General features: G+C 71.6%; 7 protein-coding genes and 1 pseudogene. 3 read left to right on the top strand and 5 right to left on the bottom strand.

Annotation, left to right across the window (positions count from 1 at the left end; genetic code table 11):
* Nucleotides 1-21: 21 nt before the first annotated feature.
* Nucleotides 22-261: pseudogene (locus tag OG381_RS01495) on the bottom strand (IS630 family transposase); the annotation flags it as partial.
* Between the two features lie 395 nt (nucleotides 262-656).
* Nucleotides 657-872: a hypothetical protein gene (locus OG381_RS01490; RefSeq protein ID WP_327714229.1), complete on the bottom strand. Its 216-nt coding sequence runs from the start codon at nucleotides 870-872 to the stop codon at nucleotides 657-659.
* A gap of 243 nt (nucleotides 873-1,115) precedes the next feature.
* On the opposite strand from OG381_RS01490, the gene OG381_RS01485 reads away from it, so the two are divergent.
* Both OG381_RS01485 and OG381_RS01480 read left to right on the top strand, forming a co-directional pair.
* A complete protein-coding gene (locus tag OG381_RS01485; RefSeq protein WP_327722360.1) occupies nucleotides 1,116-2,135 on the top strand; it encodes a 3-oxoacyl-ACP synthase III family protein in 1,020 nt (339 codons plus the stop codon).
* Between the two features lie 413 nt (nucleotides 2,136-2,548).
* Nucleotides 2,549-5,599: a helix-turn-helix transcriptional regulator gene (locus tag OG381_RS01480; protein WP_327714228.1), complete on the top strand. Its 3,051-nt coding sequence runs from the start codon at nucleotides 2,549-2,551 to the stop codon at nucleotides 5,597-5,599.
* Nucleotides 5,600-5,691: 92 nt separating this feature from the next.
* Here the strand turns inward: OG381_RS01480 and OG381_RS01475 are convergent, their stop codons facing one another.
* From OG381_RS01475 to OG381_RS01465, 3 genes are all read right to left on the bottom strand, one after another.
* Nucleotides 5,692-7,431, bottom strand: a complete 1,740-nt coding sequence (locus tag OG381_RS01475) for a 3-hydroxyacyl-CoA dehydrogenase family protein (RefSeq protein WP_327714227.1) — start codon at nucleotides 7,429-7,431, stop codon at nucleotides 5,692-5,694.
* A gap of 113 nt (nucleotides 7,432-7,544) precedes the next feature.
* Complete coding sequence (locus OG381_RS01470) at nucleotides 7,545-7,997, bottom strand: nuclear transport factor 2 family protein (RefSeq protein ID WP_327714226.1); 453 nt, start codon at nucleotides 7,995-7,997, stop codon at nucleotides 7,545-7,547.
* Between the two features lie 72 nt (nucleotides 7,998-8,069).
* Nucleotides 8,070-9,260: a cytochrome P450 gene (locus OG381_RS01465; protein WP_327714225.1), complete on the bottom strand. Its 1,191-nt coding sequence runs from the start codon at nucleotides 9,258-9,260 to the stop codon at nucleotides 8,070-8,072.
* A 483-nt stretch (nucleotides 9,261-9,743) separates the two neighbouring features.
* On the opposite strand from OG381_RS01465, the gene OG381_RS01460 reads away from it, so the two are divergent.
* Nucleotides 9,744-24,959, top strand: coding sequence for an SDR family NAD(P)-dependent oxidoreductase (locus OG381_RS01460; RefSeq protein ID WP_443062019.1), 15,216 nt, complete (start codon nucleotides 9,744-9,746; stop codon nucleotides 24,957-24,959).
* The last annotated feature ends 36 nt before the right edge of the window (nucleotides 24,960-24,995 follow it).

Here is a 24,995-nt window from a genome sequence, read left to right as displayed (position 1 = left end):
CCGGCCGGTAGTACCCGGTTGAGAGTTGAGGATCTCGTCGGCGGTCTTGGTCCAGGTGAAGGGCCTGGGGTTCTCGTTCCACGCGTCGATCCGGGCCCTGATGTCATCCTCCAGCGCCTTCACCGAGGTGTGGACGCCGCGGCGGATGAGCTTGTCGGTCAGCAGGCCGAACCATCGCTCGACCTGGTTGATCCAGGAGGAGCCGGTCGGAGTGAAGTGGACATGGAAGCGGGGGTGCTTGCCGAGCCAGGTCTTGAGCCTTCCCTCCCCGGAGTCACCACCGGTGGCCTGCCCGGCACCGGAGATCGGCAGCCACATTACGCAGCCCTGCCTGTCGGCGGACACGCTTCCATCAGCGACCATCCGGTGCCGCCAGGACCGGCGACAGCACCCCCCGGATCATCAAGGACAGGGGCAACGAGTCATACCGGCCCCGAGGGCCACGAGCCCGAACCGGGCTCTACAACGAAGGTAATTGTGATAGTCGAGCTGCGGCCCGGTTGGGCTGCTGCCACTCTCGGCGCCAACGTTCCGGCATGAACCACAAGGTAATTGGCGGCTCGTTGCAGCCTGCCGTGCGCCCGAGCCGAACAGCCGGCAGTCGTCTGACGGCCTCTTTTCGAAAAGATTAGGTCGTGAGGTGGGCCGGGATGGGGTCACATAGTGAGGACGCCGCCGACGAAGGTTCGTTCTGGCGGTGACGCCACGAGTTCGACCATGGTGCCAGTGCGGAGGTCGTCGCCGACGACGCGCGTGATCGCCTCGGTGAGCGCGATGCCGAGGTGCGGGTGGCGGATCAGGCGGTGCAGGGCGCTCCGGCGTGGCGCCTGAGCCTCGTCCTGGGCCTGCCCGGTGTTACTGGTGTCGGTCAAGTGTTCCTCCCTGACCAGGCTGCCGTCCCGCGCACTGGATCTCCCGGCCACGGACACGAGCACACCCGTGCCCGGCGTGAACGACGCGCGCAGAGTGTCTAGGGGGGCCCGGGAGCCCCGGTTAGGGGTTATCGGGGACTGCCCGTGTCCGTAACGTCGAAGCTCCCGCACCCTGCCGGAGGTGGCCGTCTTGATCTGCCGTTCCTGGAGCCCCGCACCGAGTACGCCGACGGTGGCGGCATGATGGGAGCCCCGACCGAGCACCGGGCCGTCGGCATCCTGGGCACCGGGTCGTACCTGCCCGCCGAGGCCGTCCCGAACCACCTCGTGGCCGAGCGGGCCGGCGTCACCGCCGACTGGATCGAGGCCAAGACCGGCATCCGCAGCCGCCGTTACGCCGCCGAGGACGAGGCCACCTCCGACCTCGCCGCCGAGGCGGCGCTCGAGGCGCTCGACGCCGCGGGCGTCGCCCCCGGCCGACTCGGCTGGATCGTGGTGGCGACGTCCACCCCCGACCATCCACAGCCTGCCACGGCCTGCCTGGTGCAGGAGCGCATCGGCGCGGTGAACGCGGCGGCCTTCGACGTCAACGCCGTGTGCAGCGGCTTCGTGTTCGCCCTCGTGGTGGCCGCGCGGCTGCTGCAGTCGCCGGGGGCCGCGTCCGGGAGCCACGCCCTGGTGATCGGCGCGGACCTCTACTCGCGCATCATCGACCGCTCGGACCGGCGTACCGCTGTGCTGTTCGGCGACGGCGCGGGCGCGGTCGTGCTGGGCCCGGTGGGTCCGGACCGCGGCCTGGTGGGCGCGCACGCGGCCAGCCACGGCGCGTTGCACGACCTCATCAAGGTGCCGGCCGGCGGCAGCCGGGAGCCCGCGTCGCAGCAGACGGTGGCCGAGGGCAGGCACTCCTTCCGCATGAGCGGCCGGTCGGTCACGGAGTACGTGATGGCCGAGCTTCCCGCGGCCGTCCGGGCCACGCTCGCCGAGAACGGCGTGGACGGCGCGAGCGTGGACCACTTCGTGCCGCACCAGGCCAACGGCGTGATGCTGGACAGGGTCCTGCCCGGCCTCGGGCTGCCGCGGGCGCGCGTGCACCTCACGGTCGCCGAGCACGGCAACACCAGTGCCGCGTCCATACCGCTGGCGCTGGACTCGGCGCGCAGGCAGGGGGCGTTCGCCGACGGGGACCTGTTGCTGCTGGCCGGGTTCGGTGGCGGGATGTCGCTGGGCACGGCACTGGTCAGGTGGCAGGGGATCGAGTAGGGCGCCCGCTGAGGCATGTTTCCCTACTGGGCGCGTCGGTGCCACTGAATTACGCCCCGTGTAAAAAGATGGTTAAAAATCGTGGTCCACGGGTGTGCCGTAGTGCGCCCCGTGTGCGGATCCGGGTCCGCACCGATCGCGTCCGCCGCACTTCGGTAGGGGGATACCCCTATCTTCCGGCGCGCGCTCGTCCGGTCATCGGGCAATCATCCTGTCGCATGTGAGAGGCGGCCGACCACTGCTTCGTCAGCAGGCATTTGGCGAGAGTTCAGATCTGTTCAACCTCCGCGGCTTTACAGCGGAATGAGTGGTTCCCATGGAAACGGGATCGTTCACTACGGTATGAATTGGCAGAATCAGGTCGCGGTATACGCGTTTCCGTCGGTGACCAGGCGGAGGGGCTTGGTCCGGGGATGGTTGACAGTCTGACGAGCCCGAGGGTTTCATCGATCTATGGACACGGGCGGGGGAATCTGCCGTGCGGACCTCGGTCTCGTGGAGGCGGAGCGGCCGAACCGCCGCCGGAGCAGAAGGTATTGACGGTCTGTCAGTACCGCCGGTCCATCGGTGAAGGGGGATCCGGATTTCGTATGCTGATAGCCAGGGAATTAGAACTCGTCGCACTGAAAATAGCTGTGCGGGACAGTGCGGCGGGACGGGCGAGAACTATTTTCGTCGAAGGACCTGTGGGATGTGGCAAAACCGAGCTTCTGGAAGCCCTGGCGGAATTGTCGAGTGACGCGGGGGCGATTGTTCTCCGGGCCACCGGAATGCCGTCGGAGGAGAGCGTTCCGCTGGGATTGGTGAGGCAACTCGTCCACAGCGAAGCACTGCCACCCGAGACCAAGACCCGGCTCGAGCGCGTGCTGGACGAGGAAGAGGGAACAACCGGCCCCGGGCTGCCCGACGGGACGGCTCAGGGCAGGGGCGCGGGGATGCAGAGGTTCTGGGCCACGCTGCGCACCGTCGCGCGCGACCGGCTCGTCGTCATCGGAATCGACGACCTCCAGCACGCCGACAGCGCCTCCCTGCAATACCTGCTCCACATAGCGGGCCGCTCGCGTACCAGCCGGCTGCTGATGGTGTTCACGGAAGCCCTTTACTACCGGCAGCAGGACACCGCGTACCGCACCGAATTCCTGCGCCAGCCGAACTTCCGCAGGATCCGCCTGGGATGCCTCGGTCCCGACGCGGTGGCCCGATTCCTCGCCCACCACCAGTCCCGGCTGCCGGTGCGGGAGGAAACGGCGGAGGAGTTCTACGCCGTGACCCGGGGCAATCCGCTGCTGCTGCGCGCCCTGCAGGAGGAGCGCGGAACGGCGGCGGGTGCGTCCGGCTGTCTGGACCCCGCGCCCGGGGAAACGTTTGCCCACGCCGTCCTCACCTGCCTGGACCGCAGCGGGCCCACGGCCGCCAAGGTCGCCGACGGACTGGCCGTCCTCGGCGCGGCCAGCACCCTCGATCTGCTCAGCCGCTTGTGCCGGCTGCCCCGCACCTTGGCCGCCCAGGGCCTGCGCGCCCTGCACGCCGCCGGTGTGGTCGACGACTGCGACTTCCAGCACCCGGCGGTCAGCAGCCAGGTCCTGGACGGCATGGACCCCGAGCACCGTCAGCAGCTCCACCGCAGGGCGGCCACCCTGCTGTACGCCGACGGCGCCCGGGCCTCGGCCGTCGCTCCCCACCTGCTGGCGCTGGAGCGGGTCAGCGAGTCGTGGGCGGCCGCGGTCCTGTGCGACGCCGCGGAGGAGGCGCTCGCCGACGACGAGGACGGCGTGGCCGTGGCCTGCCTGGACCTGGCCCACCGCGTCTGCGACGAGCCCGGCCGGCGCATCGAGATCAAGGTGCGTACCTCGGTCATCCTGCGGCGCAACCACCCCTCCGCCGCGGAGACGGCCGCCGAGGAACTGCTCGGGGCCGTACGGGCGGGCCAGGCACCGCCGCGGTACACGACGGCGATCGCGGACCTGTTCCTGGCGCACCGGCGGCTCGAGGAGGCGTACGAGGTGCTCGTCCGCGGGCCCCAGGGCGCCGGCGTGGCGTCCGCGGCCGTCGGGCTCGCCCGTGCCGCCGGCGGCGCCGCGCCCGTCGACCACGCCGCCGCCGGGCAGGCCGCCGCCGGGCAGGACCGGGGCACGGGAGGTGCCCTGATGACCTCCATCGTGGAACGCCGCTATCCGTGGACGGACGGCCGGCTGGGCGGCATCCCGCACCAGGGCGGCGAGGTGCGGGTCCTCCCGGCCCGGCCGGGGAGCGAGTCGCTGCTCTCCCGGGCCGGCCAGCCGTGGAGGCTGCTCCTCGGCCCCCGGCGCGGCGACTTCGCCACCGCGGCCGAGGAGATGCTGCAGCGCTCCGCGCTCACTGACGCCACGATGGAGCCCATCACCAGCGCCATCAAGTGCCTGCTGTTCTCCGGGAGGACGGAACAGGCCCGCCACTGGTGCGACGTGCTCCTCAAGCACACCGCCCGCCGCGGCGCGGGCGGCTGGTACGCCATGATCGCCGGGTTGCGCGCCGAGGTCGCCCTCGCGCAGGGGAACCCCGAGGAGGCCGAGCGCTGCATCGACGCGGGGCTGGACCGCCTCGCCGAACGCAAACGCAGCGTCCTGGCCTGCGGCCTGATCGCCGTCCAGGTGATGGCCCAGACCGCCATGGGCAAGTACGAGGCCGGCGCCCGCAAGCTCAACGAGCCCGTCTCGCAGGCGCTGTACGCGAGCGCCTACGGACTGACGTACCTGCGGGCCCGGGGCCACTACCACCTGGCCACGAACCGCCTCGACGCGGCGCTGGACGACTTCACGGCCGTGGGCCGCACGACCCAGCGCTGGGGCCTCGACCAGCCGGTGTGGGTGCCGTGGCGCAGCGACCTGGCTGAGGCGCTGCTCGGGACCGGCGAGTGCAAGGAGGCCGAGCGGCTGCTCCTGGAACAGATCTCCCGCCTCGACGACGCCAACCCCCGGATCCACGGCATCTCCCTGCGGCTGCTCGCCGAGGCGTCCGCGCCGGGGGAGCGGCTGGGTCTGCTCACCCGGGCCGTGGCCCAGCTGCGGCAGTCCGGGGACCGCCTGGAGCTGGCGCGGGCCCTGTGCGACCTGGGGGAGACCCACAAGCGGCTCGGGGACCTGGGGCAGGCCGCGATGGCGTCCCGGCGGGCCTGGGAGCTGGCCAGGGAGTGCGGTGCCGAGCCCTTGTGCGCGCGGATCCGCCTCGAACACGGAGAGGCCGGCTGGGGCACCGGCCCGGAGAAGACCCTGGTGGACACCCGCGAGGCCAAGCTGAGCGACTCGGAGAAGCGAGTGGCGGCCCTGGCCGCCTGTGGCTACACCAACCGCGACATCTCCTCGCAGCTGTACATCACCGTCAGCACCGTCGAGCAGCACTTGACCCGGGTCTACCGCAAGTTGAAGATAGGTGGCCGCCAACAGCTGCCGATCGACCTGCAGTTCGACCTGTCGGAGACCGCGTGACGTGTGACCGCGTGGCGTGAGGCCGCGGTGACGGTTCCCCCATGGCGGGGGCACCGTCCCGGCGGCCCGCGCCGATCCGGCGCGGTGGTCGCTCAGCGGCTCGCGTGGACCCGGAACCCCTGCCCTGACTTGCTCCCCAGGTGGCCCGCCCGCACCAGGTGCTCCAGGTAGCGGGCGGGCGCGAGCGACGGATCGAGGAACGTGTCGTGCAGCGTCCGCTGGATCTGCAGCGACACGTCCAGTCCGACCACGTCCAGCAGTTTCAGCGGGCCCATCGGATAGCCGTGGCCGCCCGTCATCACGTCGTCCACGTCGTCCGGGGTGATGGCCTGCTCCTCCACGAGCCCGATGGCCCGGTTCAGGTAGGGGAACAGCAGGGCGTTGACGATGAACCCGGCCCGGTCCGCGCAGCCCACGGGCCGCTTGCCCATCGCCGCGGCCGCGGCGTGCGCGGTGCCGGCCGTCTCGTCGGAGGTGAGCGCCGTGCGCACCACCTCCACCAGCCGCATCACCGGGGCCGGGTTGAAGAAGTGCATGCCGACCACGTTCTCCGGGCGGCCGGTGGCCGTGGCGCACTCGATGATCGGCAGCCCGGACGTCGACGAGGCCAGCACCGCGTCCGGCCGGCAGGCCCGGCCCAGCTCCGCGAACAGCTCCCGCTTGACCGCCAGGTCCTCCACCACCGCCTCGACCACCAGGTCGCACTCGTCCAGCGCCTCCAGCTGGGAGACGGCCACCAGCCTGCCCAGGGTGGCGTCCGCCTCCTGCCGGGTCACCTTCCCCCGGCCCACCGCCCGTTCCAGGGACCGCTCGACCGTCAGTACCGCCCCCTTGGCCTTGGCGTCGCTGCGTGCGACGAGCACCGTGGGGTGGCCGGCCCTGGCGGACACCTCGGCGATGCCCGCGCCCATCGTCCCGGACCCCACCACACCCACCGTGCGCACCGGGCGCGCGGGCAGGCCGCTGCGGCCGGAGAGGGGGCCGCCGACCGCGGACGCGGGGGACACGCCGCCGGGCCCGTAGTCGTAGAAGCCGCGCCCCGCCTTCCGTCCGAGCAGCCCGGCCGCGACGTAGTGCGACAGCAGCGGGGCCGGCGCGTAGGCCCGGTCGCCGGTCCGCTCGTACAGCAGCTCCAGGGTGTCCCGGGCCACGTCGAGGCCCATCACGTCGAGCTGTGCCAGCGGTCCGAGCGGCAGCCCGCAGCCCAGCGTCATCGCCGTGTCGATGTCCTCCCGGGAGGCGTAGCGCTGCTCGTACATCGTGACCGCGCTGTTCAGGTACGTCATCGCCAGCGCGCCGCCGATGAAGCCCGGGCGGTCCGCGACCTGGACGGGGGTGTGGCCCAGGCGCCGCGCCAGCTCCACCATCGCCTCCCGGACGGCCCGTTCGGTCAGCGGAGTGCTCACCACCTCCACCGCCGTGGTGGGCACCGCGGGAAACAGGGGCAGGCCGACCGTGCGGGTCATCGTGCCGCACAGCGACGCGATCTCGGTGACCGAGTGGCCGCTCGTGGTGGTGGCGAACACGGTGTCCGGCCCGCACACCCCGACCGCCTCCGCGAGCACGGCGGTCTTGACGTCCAGCCGTTCCGGCACCGCCTCGATCACCAGGTCCGCCCCGGCGGCGTCCGCCACCCGGGTGGTCCAGCGCACGCCCGCGGGCTCGGTTCCGTCGGCGGTACGACCCGTCACCCGCCGCCTCCCGTCCGCGAGCGCCCGTTCGTCCGCCTCCACGGCGGTGACCGGCAGCCCCGCCCGGGCCAGCAGGTCCACGAGCGTGGCGCCGACCGCGCCCACCCCTATCACCGCTGTCCGCGTGAACGTCTGAGCCATGGTGGTTGGGTCCCTTCGGTTCGGTCGTCCGGTCGGTGCGCAGACAGTGGGACCGCGGCTCGGCTCTCCGACCGGGCGGCGAAGGCGGCGGGGATCCCCTGCGCCCGAGTGGGTCAGCCCTTGTCGATGACGGTGGCGTCACCGCGGCCGTAGAAGGCCTGCATCTGGTCGACCAGGCCGTCGTCGTTGACCCGGATCACCATCACGATGTTGACCCGGATCATCTTGTTCTCCGGGTCCGGCGGCGGTTCCGGCGGCAGCAGGCCGCTCTGCGCCATCGCGGGACCGGCGAGCGGCAGGTAGTTGAACGTCGACACCATGGGGACGGCGGCCCAGCGGCCGCCCTCGGCGGTCACGGGCGACGCGGCGTCCTCGTACGCGCCGGAGAAGATCGCGGCCGCGGCGCGCTGGCTCAGCGCCCTGAGCCCGTACTGCTTGCCGTTGCCGACCGGGTCCTCGAAGCTGCAGTCCTCCGCGTACAGCTTGAGCAGGCCCTCCACGTCCCCCTCGTTGATCTTCCGGCAGTGGTCCAGGATGAGTTGCTTGGCTGTCGCCTCGTCAGGCATGGGGTCTCCGGTGCCTCTCGCAGTGAGCCTCGGGGCTTAACGGTTCGGTGCTTCTCCGGTGGGGTGCGTGTCCTAGGCGTGCTTCACGGACACCGGCAGCGACTTGACGCCGAAGAAGTTCTGCTCGTGGAAACGCAGCGGCACCTCGCGGTCGAGCCGGATGTCGGAGAACCGGTCGAACAGCAGCTCCAGGGCGACCCGGCCCTCCAGGCGGGCCAAGGGGGCGCCGATGCAGAAGTGGATGCCCTTGCCGAACGCCACGTGCGCGTTGGGCGAGCGGTGGATGTCGAACACGTCCGGATCGGCGAACTGCCGCTCGTCGCGGTTCGCCGACACCAGCCACGGAATGACGATCGAGCGCTCCGGGATGGTCACCCCGGCCAGTTCCACGTCCCGGGTCGTGTACCGGCCGGTGATGGTGAACGGCGGCCGGTAGCGCATCACTTCCTCCAGCGCGCCCGGTATCAGCGAGCGGTCCGCGCGCAGTTGCGCCGCGGCTCCCGGGAACTCGTCGAAGGAGAGGATGGAACTGCTCAGCATCATCGTGGTGGTGATGTGCCCCGCGATCAGCAGCAGCCGCGCGAAGTTGACCGCCTCGGCGCCCGTGATCGGCTCCCCGTCGAGCTCGCTCGTCACCATCCGGCTCAGCAGGTCGTCCCCGGGCCGGGCCCGCCGTTCCTCCAGCTGCCCCTCGAGGTAGTAGTCCATCTCCTCGATCGCGGATCTGAGCCTCTCGTACGTCTCCGGGTCGTCCACACCGGCGATCTTCGCCGCGATGATGCGGTCCGCCCAGTGCCGGAACACGGGACGGTCCTCCGCCGGCACGCCCAGCAGCTCGGCGATCACGATGACCGGCAGCGGATGCGTCAACTGCCGCACCAGGTCAAGTTCCCCGGCGTCCCCGGCGGCATCCAGCAGCCCGGTGCCTATCTCACGGATGCGCGGCTCCAGGCCCGCCACCATCCTCGGCGTGAACACCCGGCTGATCTGCCGCCGCAGGTGGTGGTGGACGGGCGGGTCGATCTGGGCCAGGTCGCCCTTGGCCACCTCGGCCGCCTTCGGCGAGACCGGCGTCGGGTCGGAGGAGAAGTCGGCGTATTCGGACAACACGTGCTGCACGTCGGCGTAACGGAACACATACCAACTGCCGTTGCTCCCCCGGACGACGGGCGCCTCGTCGCGCATCACGCGCAGCCAGTCGAACAAGGCCGCTCCACCGTCGGCAGCCGAAGGGGGAGTGAGAGGAAGAGCCTGTTCGGACATGTGAGGACTCCTTGCGTCCGGACGGAAAGGCAGGAAAGGGCCGGCGACGGAAGAAGAAAGAGGGAAGAAGAAGTAAGAAAAAGGGGGCAGGGAAGGGGAAGTTGACCATTCCCCGGTGCTGTTTCCCAGTACTACTCTTCGCCCGGAAATGAAGGGCGAGTTCCTGCGCACATACCGGACGTATCCCGGTACCGGAACGCACGAACCGTATCCGAGCGTACGCGCGTCTGGCATCCCCAGATTGCCCGTAGGGGGACTCCCGGGCGACATAGGGGTGGGGGGCACCAAGCTAGGGGCCCGTGAGCACCAAGCACCGGTCGACACACGCACCGTCGTCCTGCTGGGATTCGGGGAAACCAACGCATCACCTCGACACCCACCCATTCGGATTCCCACTTCCATTCGGCCCGATCGCGGTCTCGACGCAATTCCCGGGGAGCTCTGGAGACAGTGTTGGCGGACAACAAGGCGCGCGAGAATTCCATGACCCCGTCCGGCGACGGGCCGGCCGACGGTGACGAGGCGATCGCCGTCGTGGGGCTCGCCTGCCGCCTGCCCGGAGCCCCCACCCCCGCCGCCTTCTGGGAGTTGCTGCGCGCGGGCGGCCACGCCGTCCGCGAGCTCCCGCCGGAACGCCTCGGCGCCGCGGCCACCGACGACGGAACCGACGCCGAGCAGGACGCCCGCACCCCGCGCTTCGGCGCCTTCCTCGACCAGGAGCAGATCGAGGGCTTCGACGCAGCGTTCTTCGGCATCTCGCCGCGCGAGGCCGCGCTGATGGACCCCCAGCAGCGCCTGGCACTCGAACTCGGCTGGGAGGCGCTCGAGGACGCCGGACTGCCCCCGACGGGGCTCGCCGGCCAGCGCTCCGGTGTGTTCGTCGGCGTCATCGCCGACGACTACGCCGCGCTGTCCGCCCGCCTCGGCGCTGACGCCCTCGGCCCCCACTCCATGACCGGGCTGCACCGCAGCATGATCGCCAACCGTGTCTCGTACGTCTTGGGGCTGCGCGGCCCCAGCATGACCGTGGACACCGGCCAGTCGTCCTCCCTTGTCTCGGTCCACCTCGCCTGCGAGAGCCTGCGCACCGGCGAGAGCACTGTCGCCCTCGCCGGCGGCATCAACCTCAACCTCCTCCCCGAGACCACCGACCGTGTCGCGCGCTTCGGCGCCCTCTCCCCGGACGGCCGCTGCCACACCTTCGACGCCCGCGCCAACGGCTATGTGCGCGGCGAGGGCGGCGTCGTCGTCGTCCTCAAACGGCTCTCGAGGGCCGTCGCCGAAGGCGACACCATCCACTGCCTGCTGCTCGGCAGTGCCGTCAACAACGACGGCGGCGGCGCGTCCCTGACCGCCCCCCTCCGCGCCGCCCAGGAGGAAGTCCTGCGCCTGGCCCACCAGAGGGCCGGCACCGATCCCGCGGACGTCCAGTACGTCGAACTCCACGGCACCGGCACCAAGGTCGGCGACCCCGTTGAGGCCGCCGCCCTCGGCGCGGCCGTCGGCACGGCCCGCGAGCCCGGCGACCCGGTGATGGTCGGCTCCGTCAAGACCAACGTGGGCCACCTGGAGGGCGCCGCCGGCATCACCGGCCTCCTCAAGGTCGTGCTCAGCCTCCGGCACCGAGTGCTCCCCGCCAGCCTCAACTACGAGACGCCCAACCCCGAGATCCCTCTCGACCGGCTCAACCTGAGCGTCCAGCGGGCCACCGGCCCGTGGCCCGCCGCCGACCGACCGCTGCTCGCCGGCGTCTCCTCGTTCGGCATGGGCGGCACCAACTGCCACGTCGTGGCCGCGGAATGGACCGGCGCTCAGGAGACCGCCGCCCGGGGAAGTGACACGGCGCCGTTCACCCACGCTCCCGTGACGTGCTGGCCTGTGTCCGGCCGGAACCGCGCGGGCCTGCGGGGGCAGGCGGCACGGCTGGCGGCGTTCGCGGGCGAGCGGACGGAAGTGTCGCTGCCGGACGTGGGCTGGTCGCTCGGAACGGGTCGGGCCGCGCTCGATCACCGTGCGGTGGTCTTGGCGGGTGACCGGGATGCTGCTGTGGAGGCGTTGCGGTCGGTGGCGGAGGGTGTGCCGTCGGCTGGTGTGGTGTCGGGGGTGGTGCCCGGGGAGTCGGGTCGGGTGGTGTTCGTGTTCCCGGGTCAGGGGTCGCAGTGGCTCGGTATGGGGGCGGGGTTGTGGGAGTCCTCGCCGGTCTTCCGGGAGCGGCTTGCGGAGTGTGATGCTGCGCTGTCGTCGTTGGTGGACTGGTCGGTGACCGATGTCGTGCGGGGTCTGCCGTCAGCTGCGTCGTTGGACGATGTGGTGGTGGTGCAGGCGTCGTTGTGGGCGGTGATGGTGTCGCTCGCGGCGGTGTGGCGTTCGGTCGGTGTGCAGCCGGGTGCGGTGATCGGTCACTCGCAAGGTGAGATCGCCGCTGCTGTGGTGGCGGGCGGGTTGTCGGTGCAGGACGGCGCCCGGGTCGTGGTCCTGCGGGCGCAGGCCATCGCGGAGAGCCTGTCCGGTAACGGCGGCATGGTTTCCGTCGCCGTGGGTGCGGACCGGGTGCGGGAGTTGATTGCCCGGTGGGGTGAGCGGATCTCGATCGCCTCTGTCAACGGTCCGTCTTCGACAGTGGTTTCGGGTGGGCCCGATGCTCTGGACGAGCTGATGGGTGTGTGCGAGAGCGAGGGGGTTCGGGCGCGTCGTATCGCGGTGGACTACGCCTCGCACTCCCCGCAGGTGGAGTCGATCCGGGAGCAGGTCGTCGAGGCTCTCCAGGGCATCGAGCCTCGCCCCGCGCAGGTGCCGTTCTACTCGACGGTGACCGGTGCGGTGATCGACACCAGCGGTCTGGACGCCGGGTACTGGGTGACCAACCTCCGGCAGGAGGTGCGGTTCGACGCCACCGTCCGTGAACTGCTCACCGACGGTTTCGGCTACTTCGTGGAGTGCAGCCCTCACCCCGTCCTGACGGTGGGGATGCAGGAGACGTTCGAGGACCACGCCGACACCACCCTGACCGCGGTTGCGCTGGGCACCCTGCGCCGTGACGAAGGCGGACCCGAGCGGTTCCTGACCTCCCTTGCCGAGGGCTACGTCCGTGGTCTCACCGTCGACTGGAACGCCCTCTTCGCCGGCACCGGCGCCCAGCGCGTGGAGTTGCCCACCTACGCCTTTCAGCGGCAGCGGTACTGGCTCGACACCGTCGTCTCCGTGGACGCCCTGGCCGCGCCCAGGGTGCGACCGGCCGCCGTGCCGGAGGTCGACGAGACAGCCGACGCGGACGCCCACGCGTTGCGCCGCGAGCTCGCTCCCCTGAGCGAGGCCGAGCAGGAGGCAGCGCTGTCACGGCTGGTGCGGACCCACGCCGCCGCCACGCTCGGACACTCCTCGATGGACGCGGTGGACACCGGTGTGTCGTTCAAGGAGCAGGGCTTCGACTCGCACCTGTCCGTGCAACTGCGGAACACACTGAGCGCCGAGACCGAGCTGCCGCTGCCCACGACCGTGCTCTTCGAGCATCCGACCCCGGACGCCCTCGCGCGCCACCTGCGGACCACCCTGTTCGGCGCTGCCACGCCGGCTGTCGAGGAGGCCGTCGCCGGGCGTGCCGAGGACGACGAGCCCATCGCCATCGTCGGTATGGCCTGCCGCTTCCCTGGCGGTGTCAGCTCTCCCGACGAGTTGTGGGAGGTGGTGGCGGGCCGCCGGGACGTGATCGGCGAGTTCCCGGACAACCGGGGCTGGAACCTGGAGAACCTCTACGACCCCACCCTGGAGCGGCCGGGCACGAGTTACGTGCGCAGCGGCGGCTTCCTGCGGGAGGCGCCCGACTTCGACCCGGCGTTCTTCGGGATCTCGCCGCGCGAGGCCCTGGCCATGGACCCGCAGCAGCGGTTGCTGCTGGAGACCTCGTGGGAGGCGGTCGAGCGGGCCGGACTCGACCCGCTGTCGCTGCGAGGGAGCCAGACCGGTGTGTTCTTCGGGGCGATGTTCCAGGAGTACGGGCCCCAGTTGAAGGACGGGGCCGAGGGCGTGGACGGGCACCGGCTCACCGGTGGCACGACCAGCGTTGCCTCCGGCCGGGTGGCGTACACCCTGGGTCTCGAGGGCCCCGCCGTCACCGTGGACACGGCGTGCTCGTCGTCGCTGGTGGCGCTGCACTGGGCGGTGCGCTCCCTGCGGTCCGGGGAGTGCTCCATGGCGCTCGCGGGTGGCGTCACCATCATGTCGACGCCTGGCATGTTCGTGGAACTCAGCCGTCAGGGCGCGCTGTCCCCTGACGGGCGCTGCAAGGCGTTCTCGGCGGCGGCCGACGGCACCGGGTGGGCCGAGGGCGTGGGCACGCTCCTCGTGGAACGGCTGTCCGACGCGCGGCGTAACGGGCACCCGGTGCTCGCGGTGGTCCGGGGTTCGGCGACCAACCAGGACGGCGCGAGCAACGGCCTCACCGCCCCGCACGGGCCCTCCCAGCAGCGGGTGATTCGAGCTGCGTTGGCCGACGCGGGCCTGTCCGCCGTCGAGGTGGACGCCGTGGAGGCGCACGGCACGGGGACGACGCTGGGCGACCCGATCGAGGCCCAGGCGCTGCTGGCCACCTACGGCCAGGACCGGCCCTCCGGCCGTCCGCTGTGGCTGGGGTCCGTGAAGTCCAACATCGGCCACACGCAGGCCGCCGCCGGCGTGGCCGGTGTCATCAAGATGGTCATGGCCCTGCGGCACGGAACGCTGCCCGGGACCTTGCACGTGGACGAGCCGTCCCCGCACATCGACTGGTCGCAGGGCGCGGTGGAACTCCTTACCGAGCCGGTGGAGTGGCTGCGCAACGGGCGCCCGCGGCGTGCCGGCGTGTCCTCGTTCGGCATCAGCGGCACCAACGCCCACCTGATCCTGGAGGACGCGCCCGAGGGGCCGGCCGCTGCGGTCGCGGGTCCGGGCCGGACGGGCACACCGGCCGGTGAGGAGCCGTCGCAGGCCGGTACGAGGCCGCAGCAGGGTAGTACGGAGCCGCAGCGGGGCGCAGCGGAGTCACCGGCCGGCCGGCACGAGGAGCCTGGCCTCGCCGTGGCCGCCGGGCTCGTCCCGTGGCCGCTGTCGGGGCGCAGCGAGGCGGCCCTGCGCGCCCAGGCGCGGTGCCTCGCCGACTACGTCGAGGAACGCCCCGAGCTGTCACCGGCCGACGCGGCCCTCTCCCTGGCGACCACCCGGTCGGTGCTGGAGCACCGGGCCGTGGTGCTGGCGCAGGGCCGCGACGATGCCCTCCCCTCACTCTCCGCGCTTGCTGCGGGGTTGCCCGCTGCCGGGGTGGTGGCGGGTGTGGCGGATGTGCGGGGTCGGGTGGTGTTTGTGTTCCCCGGTCAGGGTTCGCAGTGGGCGGGGATGGCTCGTGAGCTGCTGGATTCTTCTTCGGTGTTCGCTGGTCGTTTCGCCGAGTGTGATGCGGCGTTGGGTGAGTTCGTCGACTGGTCGGTGGCGGATGTGTTGCGGGGTGTGGCGGGTGCGCCTGGTCTGGAGCGCATTGAGGTGTTGCAGCCGGTGTTGTTCGCGGTGAATGTGTCGCTGGCGGCGTTGTGGGAGTCGGTGGGTGTGGTGCCTTCGGCGGTGGTGGGTCACAGCCAGGGTGAGATTGCGGCGGCGTTGGTGGCGGGGGCTTTGTCGTTGCGGGATGCGGCGCGGGTCGTGGTGCTGCGCAGTGCGCTGTTCGCTGAGCATCTGGTGGGGCGTGGGGCGGTTGCGTCGGTGGCGTTGTCGGCGGGTGAGGTGCTGGAGCGTCTGGGCCGGTGGGAGGGCCGGTTGGTGATTGCCGGGCGTAATGGTCCGGGGGCGGTGACGGTGGCGGGTGAGGTGGCGGCGCTGGAGGAGTTCGTGGCGTCGTGCCGGGCGGATGAGGTGCGGGCGCGGGTGGTGGGTTCGACGGTGGCGTCGCACTGCGCTCAGGTGGATCCGTTGCGTGAGCGGATTTTGGAGTTGTTTGCGGATGTGGTGCCGGTGCGGGGCAGGGTGCCGTTCTATTCGACGGTGACCGGTGCGGTGCAGGACACGACTGGGCTGACTGCGGAGTACTGGTTCGCCAATGCGCGTCAGCCGGTGGACTTCGAGGGTGCGGTGCGGGCGCTGTTGGAGGACGGGTACCGGTTCTTTGTCGAGTCCAGCGCCCATCCGGTGCTGGTCATGGGCATCGACGCCACCAGCGAGGATGCCGGTGTCACCGCTGTGGCCCTCGGCTCGCTGCGGCGTGACCAAGGTGGCCCCGCGCGTTTCCTGACCTCGGTGGTCGAGGGCTTCACCCGCGGTCTGCCGGGCGTGGACTGGCGGGCCGTGTTCGCCGGGACCGGCGCCGGCACCCTGCTGGACCTGCCTACCTATCCCTTCCAGCGCGAGCGCTACTGGCTGGAGCCCGCCTCCGAGGGCGCGGCCGACCCGGCCGGGCTCGGGCTGCACGCCGCCGACCACCCCATGCTGGGTGCCTCCGTGGAGGTCGCGGGCGGCGGGCAACTGCTGCTGACCGGACGGCTCTCCCTGCGCTCCCACCCCTGGCTGGCCGACCACGCCGCCCTCGGCACCATCCTCCTGCCCGGCGCCGCCTTCACCGAACTGGCCCTGCGCAGCGCGGAGTCCGCCCACTGCGACCGGCTGGAGGAGCTCACCCTGGAGGCCCCCCTGGTCCTCCCCGCAGACGGGGCGGTCCAGCTCCAGGTCACCGTGGCCGCCCGGGACGGCGACGGCCGGCGCGCCATCGAGATCCACTCCCGGGCGGAGGCCGCCGACGGGGACGACGACGGCGCCACGTGGACTCGCCACGCCTCCGGCACCCTCACCGGCCTCGGCACTGACGCCCCCGCCGTCCCTGCCGCCGTGGAGTCGGGGCTCGGGGTGTGGCCCCCGGTGGCCGGGGTGCGGGTCGACGTGGAGGACTTCTACGAGCGGGTGGGGGACGCGGGGTACGAGTACGGGCCCGCGTTCCGGGGCGTGCGGTCGGCGTGGCGTGTGGGCGGGGAGGTGTTCGCCGAGGTCGCACTCCCGGAGGAACAGGCCAGGGACGCGGGCAGGTTCGGTATTCACCCGGCCCTCCTCGACGCCGCGCTCCACCCGGTCCTGCTCGCCCGGCTCGACGAGTCCGGTGACACCTCCGAAGACGACGCTTCCGTCAGCCTGCCGTTCGCGTGGAGCGGCGTCACGCTGCACGCCGTGGGAGCCACCGTGGTCCGCGTCCGCGTCACCCCCGCGGAGTCCGCGGCCGACACCGTGACCGTGACCGTCGCCGACACCACCGGCACACCCGTCGCCACCGTCGACGCACTGAGCCTGCGCCCCGTCTCCGCCGACCGGCTGCGCATGGCAGGCTCAGGGAACGACCTCAAGCTGCGCAACGCGCTGTTCCGCACCGAGTGGAAGGCGCTTCCGGGCGATGCGCTGACGACCGGCACTGTGGACACCTCCTCCTGGGCGCTGCTCGCCCCCGAATGCGGCGAACCGGCCGGGGCTGTTGCCGCCCATGCCATTGGCGGTCTGGAGGCACTGGCCACGGCGCTGGTCACCCTGGACGGGACCGCCGACGAGACGGTTGCCGTCCCCGAGATCGTCGTCGCGGACCTCACCGCTGCGTCTTCCGACGCGGACCCGGACCTGGCCCCCGACGTCGTGGCGGGCGCACACCGGGCCACGGCGGCTGCCCTCGACCTCGTGAAGTCCTGGCTCGCGGACGAACGGTTCGCCTCCGCGCGCCTCGTCGTGGTCACTCGCGGTGCCGTCTCCACAGGGCCGGGCGACCCGGTCACCGACCTGGCGTATGCGCCGGTGTGGGGTCTGGTGCGGTCGGCGCAGTCGGAGAGTCCGGGCCGGTTTGTGCTGGTGGATGTGGACGGTCATCCGGAGTCGGTGTCGGTGTTGTCGGCGGCTGTGGCGGGTGCGGTTGCGGCTGGTGAGCCGCAGGTGGCCGTGCGTGGGGGCGCTGTGGTGGTGCCGCGGCTGGCCCGGATCGCATCGGTCGATGGGGTGGGGGCCGGTGAGGGGGTGTGGGGTCCGGGCGGGACGGTGTTGATCACGGGTGGTACGGGGACGTTGGGTGGTCTGCTGGCGCGGCATCTGGTGGTGGAGCGTGGGGTGCGGCATCTGTTGATGACGAGCCGTCGGGGGCTTGAGGCGGTGGGTGCGGTGGAGTTGGTGGAGGAGCTGCGTCAGCTGGGTGCGCTGTCGGTTGAGGTGGTGGCGTGTGATGTGGCGGATCGTGGGGCGTTGGCGGGGGTGTTGGGTGGTGTTCCTGCGGAGCGTGGTTTGACGGGGGTGGTGCATGCGGCTGGGGTGCTGGACGACGGTCTGGTGGGGTCGTTGGACGGTGGGCGGCTGGAGCGGGTGTTGCGGCCGAAGGTGGACGCGGCGGTGCATCTGCACGAGCTGACGCGGGAGTTGGACCTGTCGGCGTTCGTCCTGTTCTCCTCCATCGCGGGCACCTTCGGCAATCAGGGTCAGGGTAACTACGCCGCCGCCAACGCCTTCCTCGACGCCCTCGCCTCCCACCGCAGGGCGTCCGGCCTGCCCGCGCACTCCCTCGCCTGGGGCCTGTGGGAGCAGTCCACCGGGATGCTCGACCACCTGGACGGCGACGACCTGGCGTGGATGCGCCGTGCGGGCATCCAGCCCCTGCCCGCCGACCTCGGCCTCGCACTCCTCGACACCGCGACCGCCCTGGACGACGCCCACCTGGTGCCGGTCCTCCTCGACCCGGCCACCCTGCGCGGCGAGGCCGCGTCCGGGATGCTGCGCCCGCTCTTCCGCGACCTGGTGCGCACCGGCTCCCGCCCCCAGGCGGCAGCGGCGAACCCGGCCGAGGGCACGGCCCTGGCACAGCGCCTCGCCGGCCTCACCGAGGAACAGCAGGAACGCGAGGTCCTCGGACTCGTACGGGCCCAGGTCGCCACGGTGCTCGGGCACGCCACGCCGGAAACCGTCGCCCTCGGGCACCCCTTCAAGGAGTTGGGTTTCGATTCCTTGACGGCGTTGGAGTTGCGGAACCGGTTGAACGCGGTGACGGGGTTGCGTCTTCCGGCGACGTTGGTGTTCGACTATCCGACGCCGTTGGCGTTGGCGGGTTTTGTGCGGGGTGAGGTGCTGGGCCTGGGGACGGGTGTGTCTCCGCGGGCGTCGGTGGCCGGTGGTGCTGGTGGTGCCGGTGGTGTCGGGGTGGATGAGCCGGTGGCGATCGTGGGGATGGCGTGCCGTTTCCCGGGTGGGGTGGGGTCGCCGGAGGAGTTGTGGGATCTGGTGGCTTCGGGTGGGGACGCGGTGTCGTTGTTCCCGGAGGGCCGTGGGTGGGATGTGGAGGGGTTGTACGACCCGGATCCGGGTGCGGTGGGCAAGTCGTATGCCCGTGAGGGTGGGTTCTTGGAGGGGGCGGGGGAGTTCGATCCTGCGTTCTTCGGTATTTCGCCGCGTGAGGCGTTGGCGATGGATCCGCAGCAGCGGTTGCTTTTGGAGACGGCGTGGGAGGTGTTCGAGCGGGCGGGCATCGATCCCGCGACGGTGAAGGGGAGTGCGACCGGGGTCTTCGCCGGCGTCATGCACCACGACTACGCCTCCGCGACCGGGCAGCCCGAGGAACTGGAGGGCTACGCCGTCACCAGCACCCAGGGCAGCGTCGCATCGGGCCGCGTCGCCTACACGTTCGGCCTCGAAGGCCCGGCGGTGACGGTGGACACGGCGTGCTCGTCGTCCCTGGTGGCGCTGCATCTGGCCGTGCAGGCCCTGCGGTCCGGCGAGTGCTCCATGGCCCTCGCCGGCGGGGTCAGCGTGATGGCCACGCCGTGGGTGTTCGTGGAGTTCAGCCGTCAGCGGGGCATGGCCCCCGACGGGCGGTGCAAGGCGTTCGCGGCGGCGGCCGACGGCGCGGGGTGGTCCGAGGGCGTCGGGCTACTGCTGGTCGAGCGTCTCTCGGACGCGCGGCGCAACGGGCATCCGGTGCTGGCTGTGGTTCGGGGCTCGGCAGTGAACCAGGACGGTGCGAGCAACGGCCTGACCGCGCCGAACGGTCCTTCCCAACAGCGAGTGATCCGAGCTGCGTTGGCCAACGCGCGGCTGACGGCGGCGGACGTGGACGTCGTGGAGGCGCACGGCACCGGGACGACGCTGGGCGACCCGATCGAGGCCCACGCCCTCCTGGCCACCTACGGCCAGGACCGTCCGGCGGACCAGCCGCTGCGGCTGGGCTCGGTGAAGTCCAACATCGGGCACGCCCAGGCGGCGGCGGGCGTGGCCGGTGTGATCAAGATGGTGCAGGCCATGCACCACGGCGTCCTGCCCCGCACCCTGCACGTCGACGAACCGACACCGCACGTGGACTGGTCAGCGGGTGCCGTGGAACTGCTGACGGACAGCGTGAACTGGACGGCGGCGGACGGCGAACACCCTCGCCGCGCCGGCGTGTCGTCGTTCGGCATCAGCGGGACGAACGCGCACGTGATCCTGGAGGAGGCGCCGGAGGTCGAGGTTGCGGAGCCTTCTTCCGGTGATCCGCGGCTGATTTCGGGTGTGCTGCCGTGGGTGGTGTCGGGGCGGTCGGATGCGGCGTTGCGTGCTCAGGCGGGTCGGCTCGCGGGGTTCGTCGCGGAGCGTCCTGCTCTGGCGGTCGCGGATGTGGCGCGTTCGCTGGTGGAGACGCGGTCGGCTCTGGATCACCGTGCGGTGGTCCTGACGGGCGACCGGGATGCCGCTGTGGAGGCGCTGCGGTCGGTGGCGGAGGGTGTGCCGTCGGCGGGTGTGGTGTCGGGGGTGGTGTCCGGGGAGCCGGGTCGGGTGGTGTTTGTGTTCCCGGGTCAGGGGTCGCAGTGGCTCGGTATGGGGGCGGGGTTGTGGGAGAACTCGCCGGTCTTCCGGGAGCGGCTTGCGGAGTGTGAGGCTGCGCTGTCGTCGTTGGTGGACTGGTCGGTGACCGATGTCGTGCGGGGTCTGCCGTCAGCTGCGTCGTTGGACGATGTGGTGGTGGTGCAGGCGTCGTTGTGGGCGGTGATGGTCTCGCTCGCGGCGGTGTGGCGTTCGGTCGGTGTGCAGCCGGGCGCGGTGATCGGTCACTCGCAGGGGGAGATCGCCGCTGCTGTGGTGGCGGGTGGACTGTCTGTGCAGGACGGCGCCCGGGTCGTGGTGCTGCGGGCGCAGGCCATCGCGGAGAGCTTGTCCGGTAACGGTGGCATGGTCTCCGTTGCTGTGGGTGCGGAGCGGGTGCGGGAGTTGATCGACCGGTGGGGTGAGCGGATCTCGATCGCCTCCGTCAACGGCCCGTCCTCGACGGTGGTTTCCGGTGAGCCGGATGCTCTGGACGAATTGATGGGTGTGTGCGAGGCAGAGGGGGTTCGGGCGCGTCGTATTGCGGTGGATTACGCGTCGCATTCCCCGCAGGTGGAGTCGATCCGGGAGCAGGTCACCGAGGCGCTGGCCGGTATCGAGCCCCGCCCCGCTGAGGTGCCGTTCTACTCGACGGTGACCGGTGCGGTGATCGACACCAGCGGTCTGGATGCCACGTACTGGGTGACGAACCTGCGTCAGGAGGTGCGTTTCGATGCCACCGTTCGTGAGCTGTTGGCCGATGGCTTCGGCTACTTCGTGGAGTGCAGCCCTCACCCCGTCCTCACCGTCGGGATGCAGGAGGCCTTCGAGGACCGCGCGGACGCCCAGACCGCGGTCGCGTTGGGCACCTTGCGCCGCGGTGAAGGCGGACCCGAGCGGTTCCTGACCTCCCTCGCCGAGGGCTACGTCCGCGGACTCACCGTCGACTGGCCCGCCCTCTTCGCCGGCACCGGCGCCCAGCGCGTGGAACTCCCCACCTACTCCTTCCAGCACCAGCACTACTGGCTGGAGTCCGTCCCCGCCGGTTCTGGTGATCCGGCCGGCTTCGGGCTCGCCGATGCCGAACACCCGTTGCTGGGTGCGTTGGTGCGGGTGGCGGCTGAGGATCGGGTGGTGTTGGCGGGGCGGGTGTCGTTGGGTTCGCATCCGTGGCTGGTGGATCACGCGGTGTCGGGTGTGGTGGTGGTGCCGGGTGCGGCGTTGGTGGAGTTGGCTCTGCGGGCGGCGGATGAGGTGGGGTGCGCCGTGGTGGAGGAGTTGACGTTGGCGGCGCCGTTGGTGGTGCCGGAGCGTGGGGGGTTGCAGGTTCAGCTGTCGGTGGGTCCGCCCGACGAGACGGGACGCCGCGAACTCACGCTCCACTCCCGCCCCGAGAACGCGGCGGACGCTGCCGAGTGGGTACAGCACGCGATCGGCGCCGTCGGGACACAGGAGCCGGTGGCCGAGGCCTCGCTGACCACCTGGCCGCCTCCGGGTGCAGAGCCGGTGGACGTGGACGGGTTCTACGAGCGTGTGGCGGCCAAGGGGTACGAGTACGGGCCGTCGTTCCAGGGGCTGCGCGCCGCCTGGCAGGTCGGTGACGAGGTCTTCGGGGAGATCGAACTGCCCGAGACCCTGCATCAGGACGCGGACCGGTTCGGAATTCACCCGGCGCTGCTCGACGCCGCGTTGCACCCGCTGCTTCTGCAGGCGGCGGACCGGCCGTTGAGGCTGCCGTTCGCGTGGGGTGACGTGGCGTTGTTCGCGGTGGGTGCGCGGGTGGTGCGGGTGCGGGTGAGTCCGGTGGGCGAGGACGCGGTGTCGGTGGTCCTGGCCGACGCGGCGGGTTCGCCGGTGGCGTCGGTGGGTTCGTTGGTGCTGCGTGCGGTGGATCCACGCAAGCTGCGGATGGCCGAAGACCCGATGCGGGACGCCTTGTTCCGGGTCGAGTGGACCGGGTTGGCGGCTGGGTCGGAGGAGCCGGCCGGACTCGCCGCTGTCGCCGAAGTGGGTCCGGCGGAGGAGCGGTTGACGGACGCGTCCGGCTTCCCGGACCTGGCGGCCCTGGCCGGCGCGGTCGGTGCCGACGGGGAGGTACCCGAGGCCGTGGTGGTCCGCCTCGTCGCACACCGGGACAGTGACGTGGCGGGGGCGGTGCGTGCCGTGGCCGCGGAGGCGTTGGGCCTGGTGCAGGAGTGGCTGGCGCTGGAGCAGTTCGCCGGGTCGCGCTTGGTCGTGGTGACGAGCGGCGCAGTGTCCGCCGGGGTCGGCGGGGAGGGCGCCGATGGTGACGGTGCCGTTGATCTGGTGTCGGCTCCGGTGTGGGGCCTGATCAGGGCCGCACAGGCGGAGAACCCGGGCCGGTTCCTGCTGCTGGACATCGATGGTGACGAGCGTTCGCGGGCCGCGCTGCCGCAGGCCGTCGCGATGGCGGTGGCGGCCGATGAGCCGCAAATCGCGCTGCGCGCAGGTGAGTTGCTCGTGGCGAGGATGGTGCGGGCGGGTGATCCCGGTGGGCCGTTGCTGCCTCCGGCCGACGCCGACGCTGATAGCGCCGCCACCGGCGCCGGCGCCGAGGCGTGGCGGCTGGACACCACGGGTCCCGGCACGCTGGCGAGCCTGGAGCTGTTGCCCGCCCCGGAGGCCCTGGAGCCGTTGGCTGAAGGGCAGGTCCGGGTGTCGGTCCGCGCGGCGGGCGTCAACTTCCGCGACGTCGTGGTCAGCCTCGGCATGGTGCCCGGTCAGGAGACCCTGGGCAGTGAGGGCGCCGGTGTGGTGACCGAGGTCGGTCCCGGCGTGACCGGGCACGCGGTCGGGGACCGGGTCATGGGCCTGATCCCGCAGGGCGCGTTCGGCCCCGTCGCCGTGGTCGACCAGCGGTTGGTCACCCGTATCCCGGACGGCTGGTCGTTCGAACAGGCCGCGGCCGTGCCGGCGGTGTTCCTGACCGCGTACGTGGGCCTGGCGGATCTGGGTGGGTTGTCGGCGGGTGAGTCGGTGCTGGTGCATGCGGCCACGGGTGGTGTGGGGATGGCCGCGGTGCAGTTGGCGCGGTACTGGGGTGCGGAGGTGTTCGCGACTGCCAGTGAGGGCAAGTGGGATGCCTTGCGGGAGATGGGTTTCGACGCTGATCACATCGCTTCGTCGCGGGACCTGGGCTTTGAGGAGAAGTTCCTGCGGGTGACCGGCGGGCGTGGTGTGGATGTGGTGCTGGACTCGCTGGCAAGGGAGTTCGTGGACGCCTCGCTGCGGTTGCTGCCGCGCGGTGGCCGGTTCCTGGAGATGGGCAAGACCGACATCCGCGACCCGCGGACCGTGGAGCAGGCGCATCCCGGCGTCACCTACCAGGCCTACGACCTGGCGCAGGTCGAGCCCGACCGGGTGGCCGCCATCCTCGGCGAGCTGCGGGAGTTGTTCGAGCGGGGTGTGCTGGAGCCGTTGCCGGTGCGGACGTGGGACGTGCGCCGGGCGCCGGAGGCGCTGCGGTTCATGAGCCAGGCCCGGCATACGGGCAAGTTGGTGCTGACGGTGCCGCGCCCGTGGGACACGGCGGGCACGGTACTGGTCACGGGCGGCACGGGAACGCTGGGTGGGCTGCTGGCCAGGCACCTGGTGGCCGAGCGCGGGGTGCGGCACCTGCTGCTGACCAGCCGGCGCGGCCCGGACGCCCCTGGCGTCACCGAACTCATGCGGGAACTGCGGGAGTTGGGTGCGGAGACGGTGGACGTCGTGGCCTGCGACGCAGCCGACCGCGAGGCACTGGCCTCGGTGCTGGAGTCGATACCGGGCGAGCGCGCACTGACCGCCGTGGTGCATACCGCGGGCGCACTGGACGACGGCCTGGTCGGTGACCTCACTCCGCAGCGGCTGGACACCGTCCTGCGGCCCAAGGTCGACGCCGCCCTCAACCTCCACGAACTCACTCGGGACGCGGATCTCGCGGCCTTCGTCCTCTACTCCTCCTTCGCGGGAGTCATGGGCAACCCTGGCCAGGCGGGATACGCGGCGGCGAACGTGTTCCTGGACGCGTTGGCGGGGGTGCGCCGGGCCCAGGGGCTGCCGGGTGTGTCGCTGGCGTGGGGCCATTGGGAGCAGGCCAGCGAGCTGACCGGGCGGCTGGAGGCGAACGACCTGTCGCGGCTGGCGCGTTCGGGGATCGTGCCGATGCCCGTACCGTTCGGGCTGAGCCTGTTCGAGGCCGGTTGCCGGGTGGACGAGCCGATCGTCGTCACGGCCCGGCTGGACGTGCCGGCGTGGGCCTCGGGCGGGAGTGAGGTCACCCGCGCCCTGGCCCGTGCTCTGACCGCGTCCAGGATTGTCCAACGCCGGACGCGTGCCGCGGCCGCGGATGGTGAGGCAGCGGGTGGCTCGCAGCTGGGGCGGCGTCTGGCAGCGATGCCGCAGGCTGAACGTGTGTCGCACCTGGTGGACGTGGTGCGTGCTCACGTGGCGACCGTGCTGGGGCACGGCTCGCCCGCGGCGGTGGACCCGGGCCGGGCGTTCAAGGAGATCGGCTTCGACTCGCTGACCGCCGTGGAACTGCGCAACCGGCTCCAGACCGCGACCGGCCTGCGCCTGCCCGCCACCCTCGTCTTCGACCACCCCACCCCCGACACCCTCGCCGAACACCTCCTCCAGGAGCTGTCGCCCGAGGAGGACACGGCGTACGGGACCGAGTCCCTGCTCGCCGAACTCGCCAGGCTCGAATCGGCCTTCGCCGCGGTCTCCGCCGACGAGGCCGGACACTCGACCGTCGCACGGCGCCTGGAGACCCTGCTCGCGGCCTGGAAGGAAACAGGGCCGGCGCAGCGCAAGGAAACAGCCGGTGATCGTCTCAAGTCGGCATCCGCTGACGAAGTCTTGGATTTCATCAACAGCGAGCTCGGGATTTCCTGAACGGTCAGATCCCGCCGCGGACGAGCCGTTCGCGCC

The sequence above is a fragment of the Streptomyces sp. NBC_00490 genome (assembly GCF_036013645.1).
Classification (GTDB): Bacteria; Actinomycetota; Actinomycetes; order Streptomycetales; family Streptomycetaceae; genus Streptomyces; species Streptomyces canus_F.
This window is presented reverse-complemented; position numbering and strand designations above follow the sequence as displayed.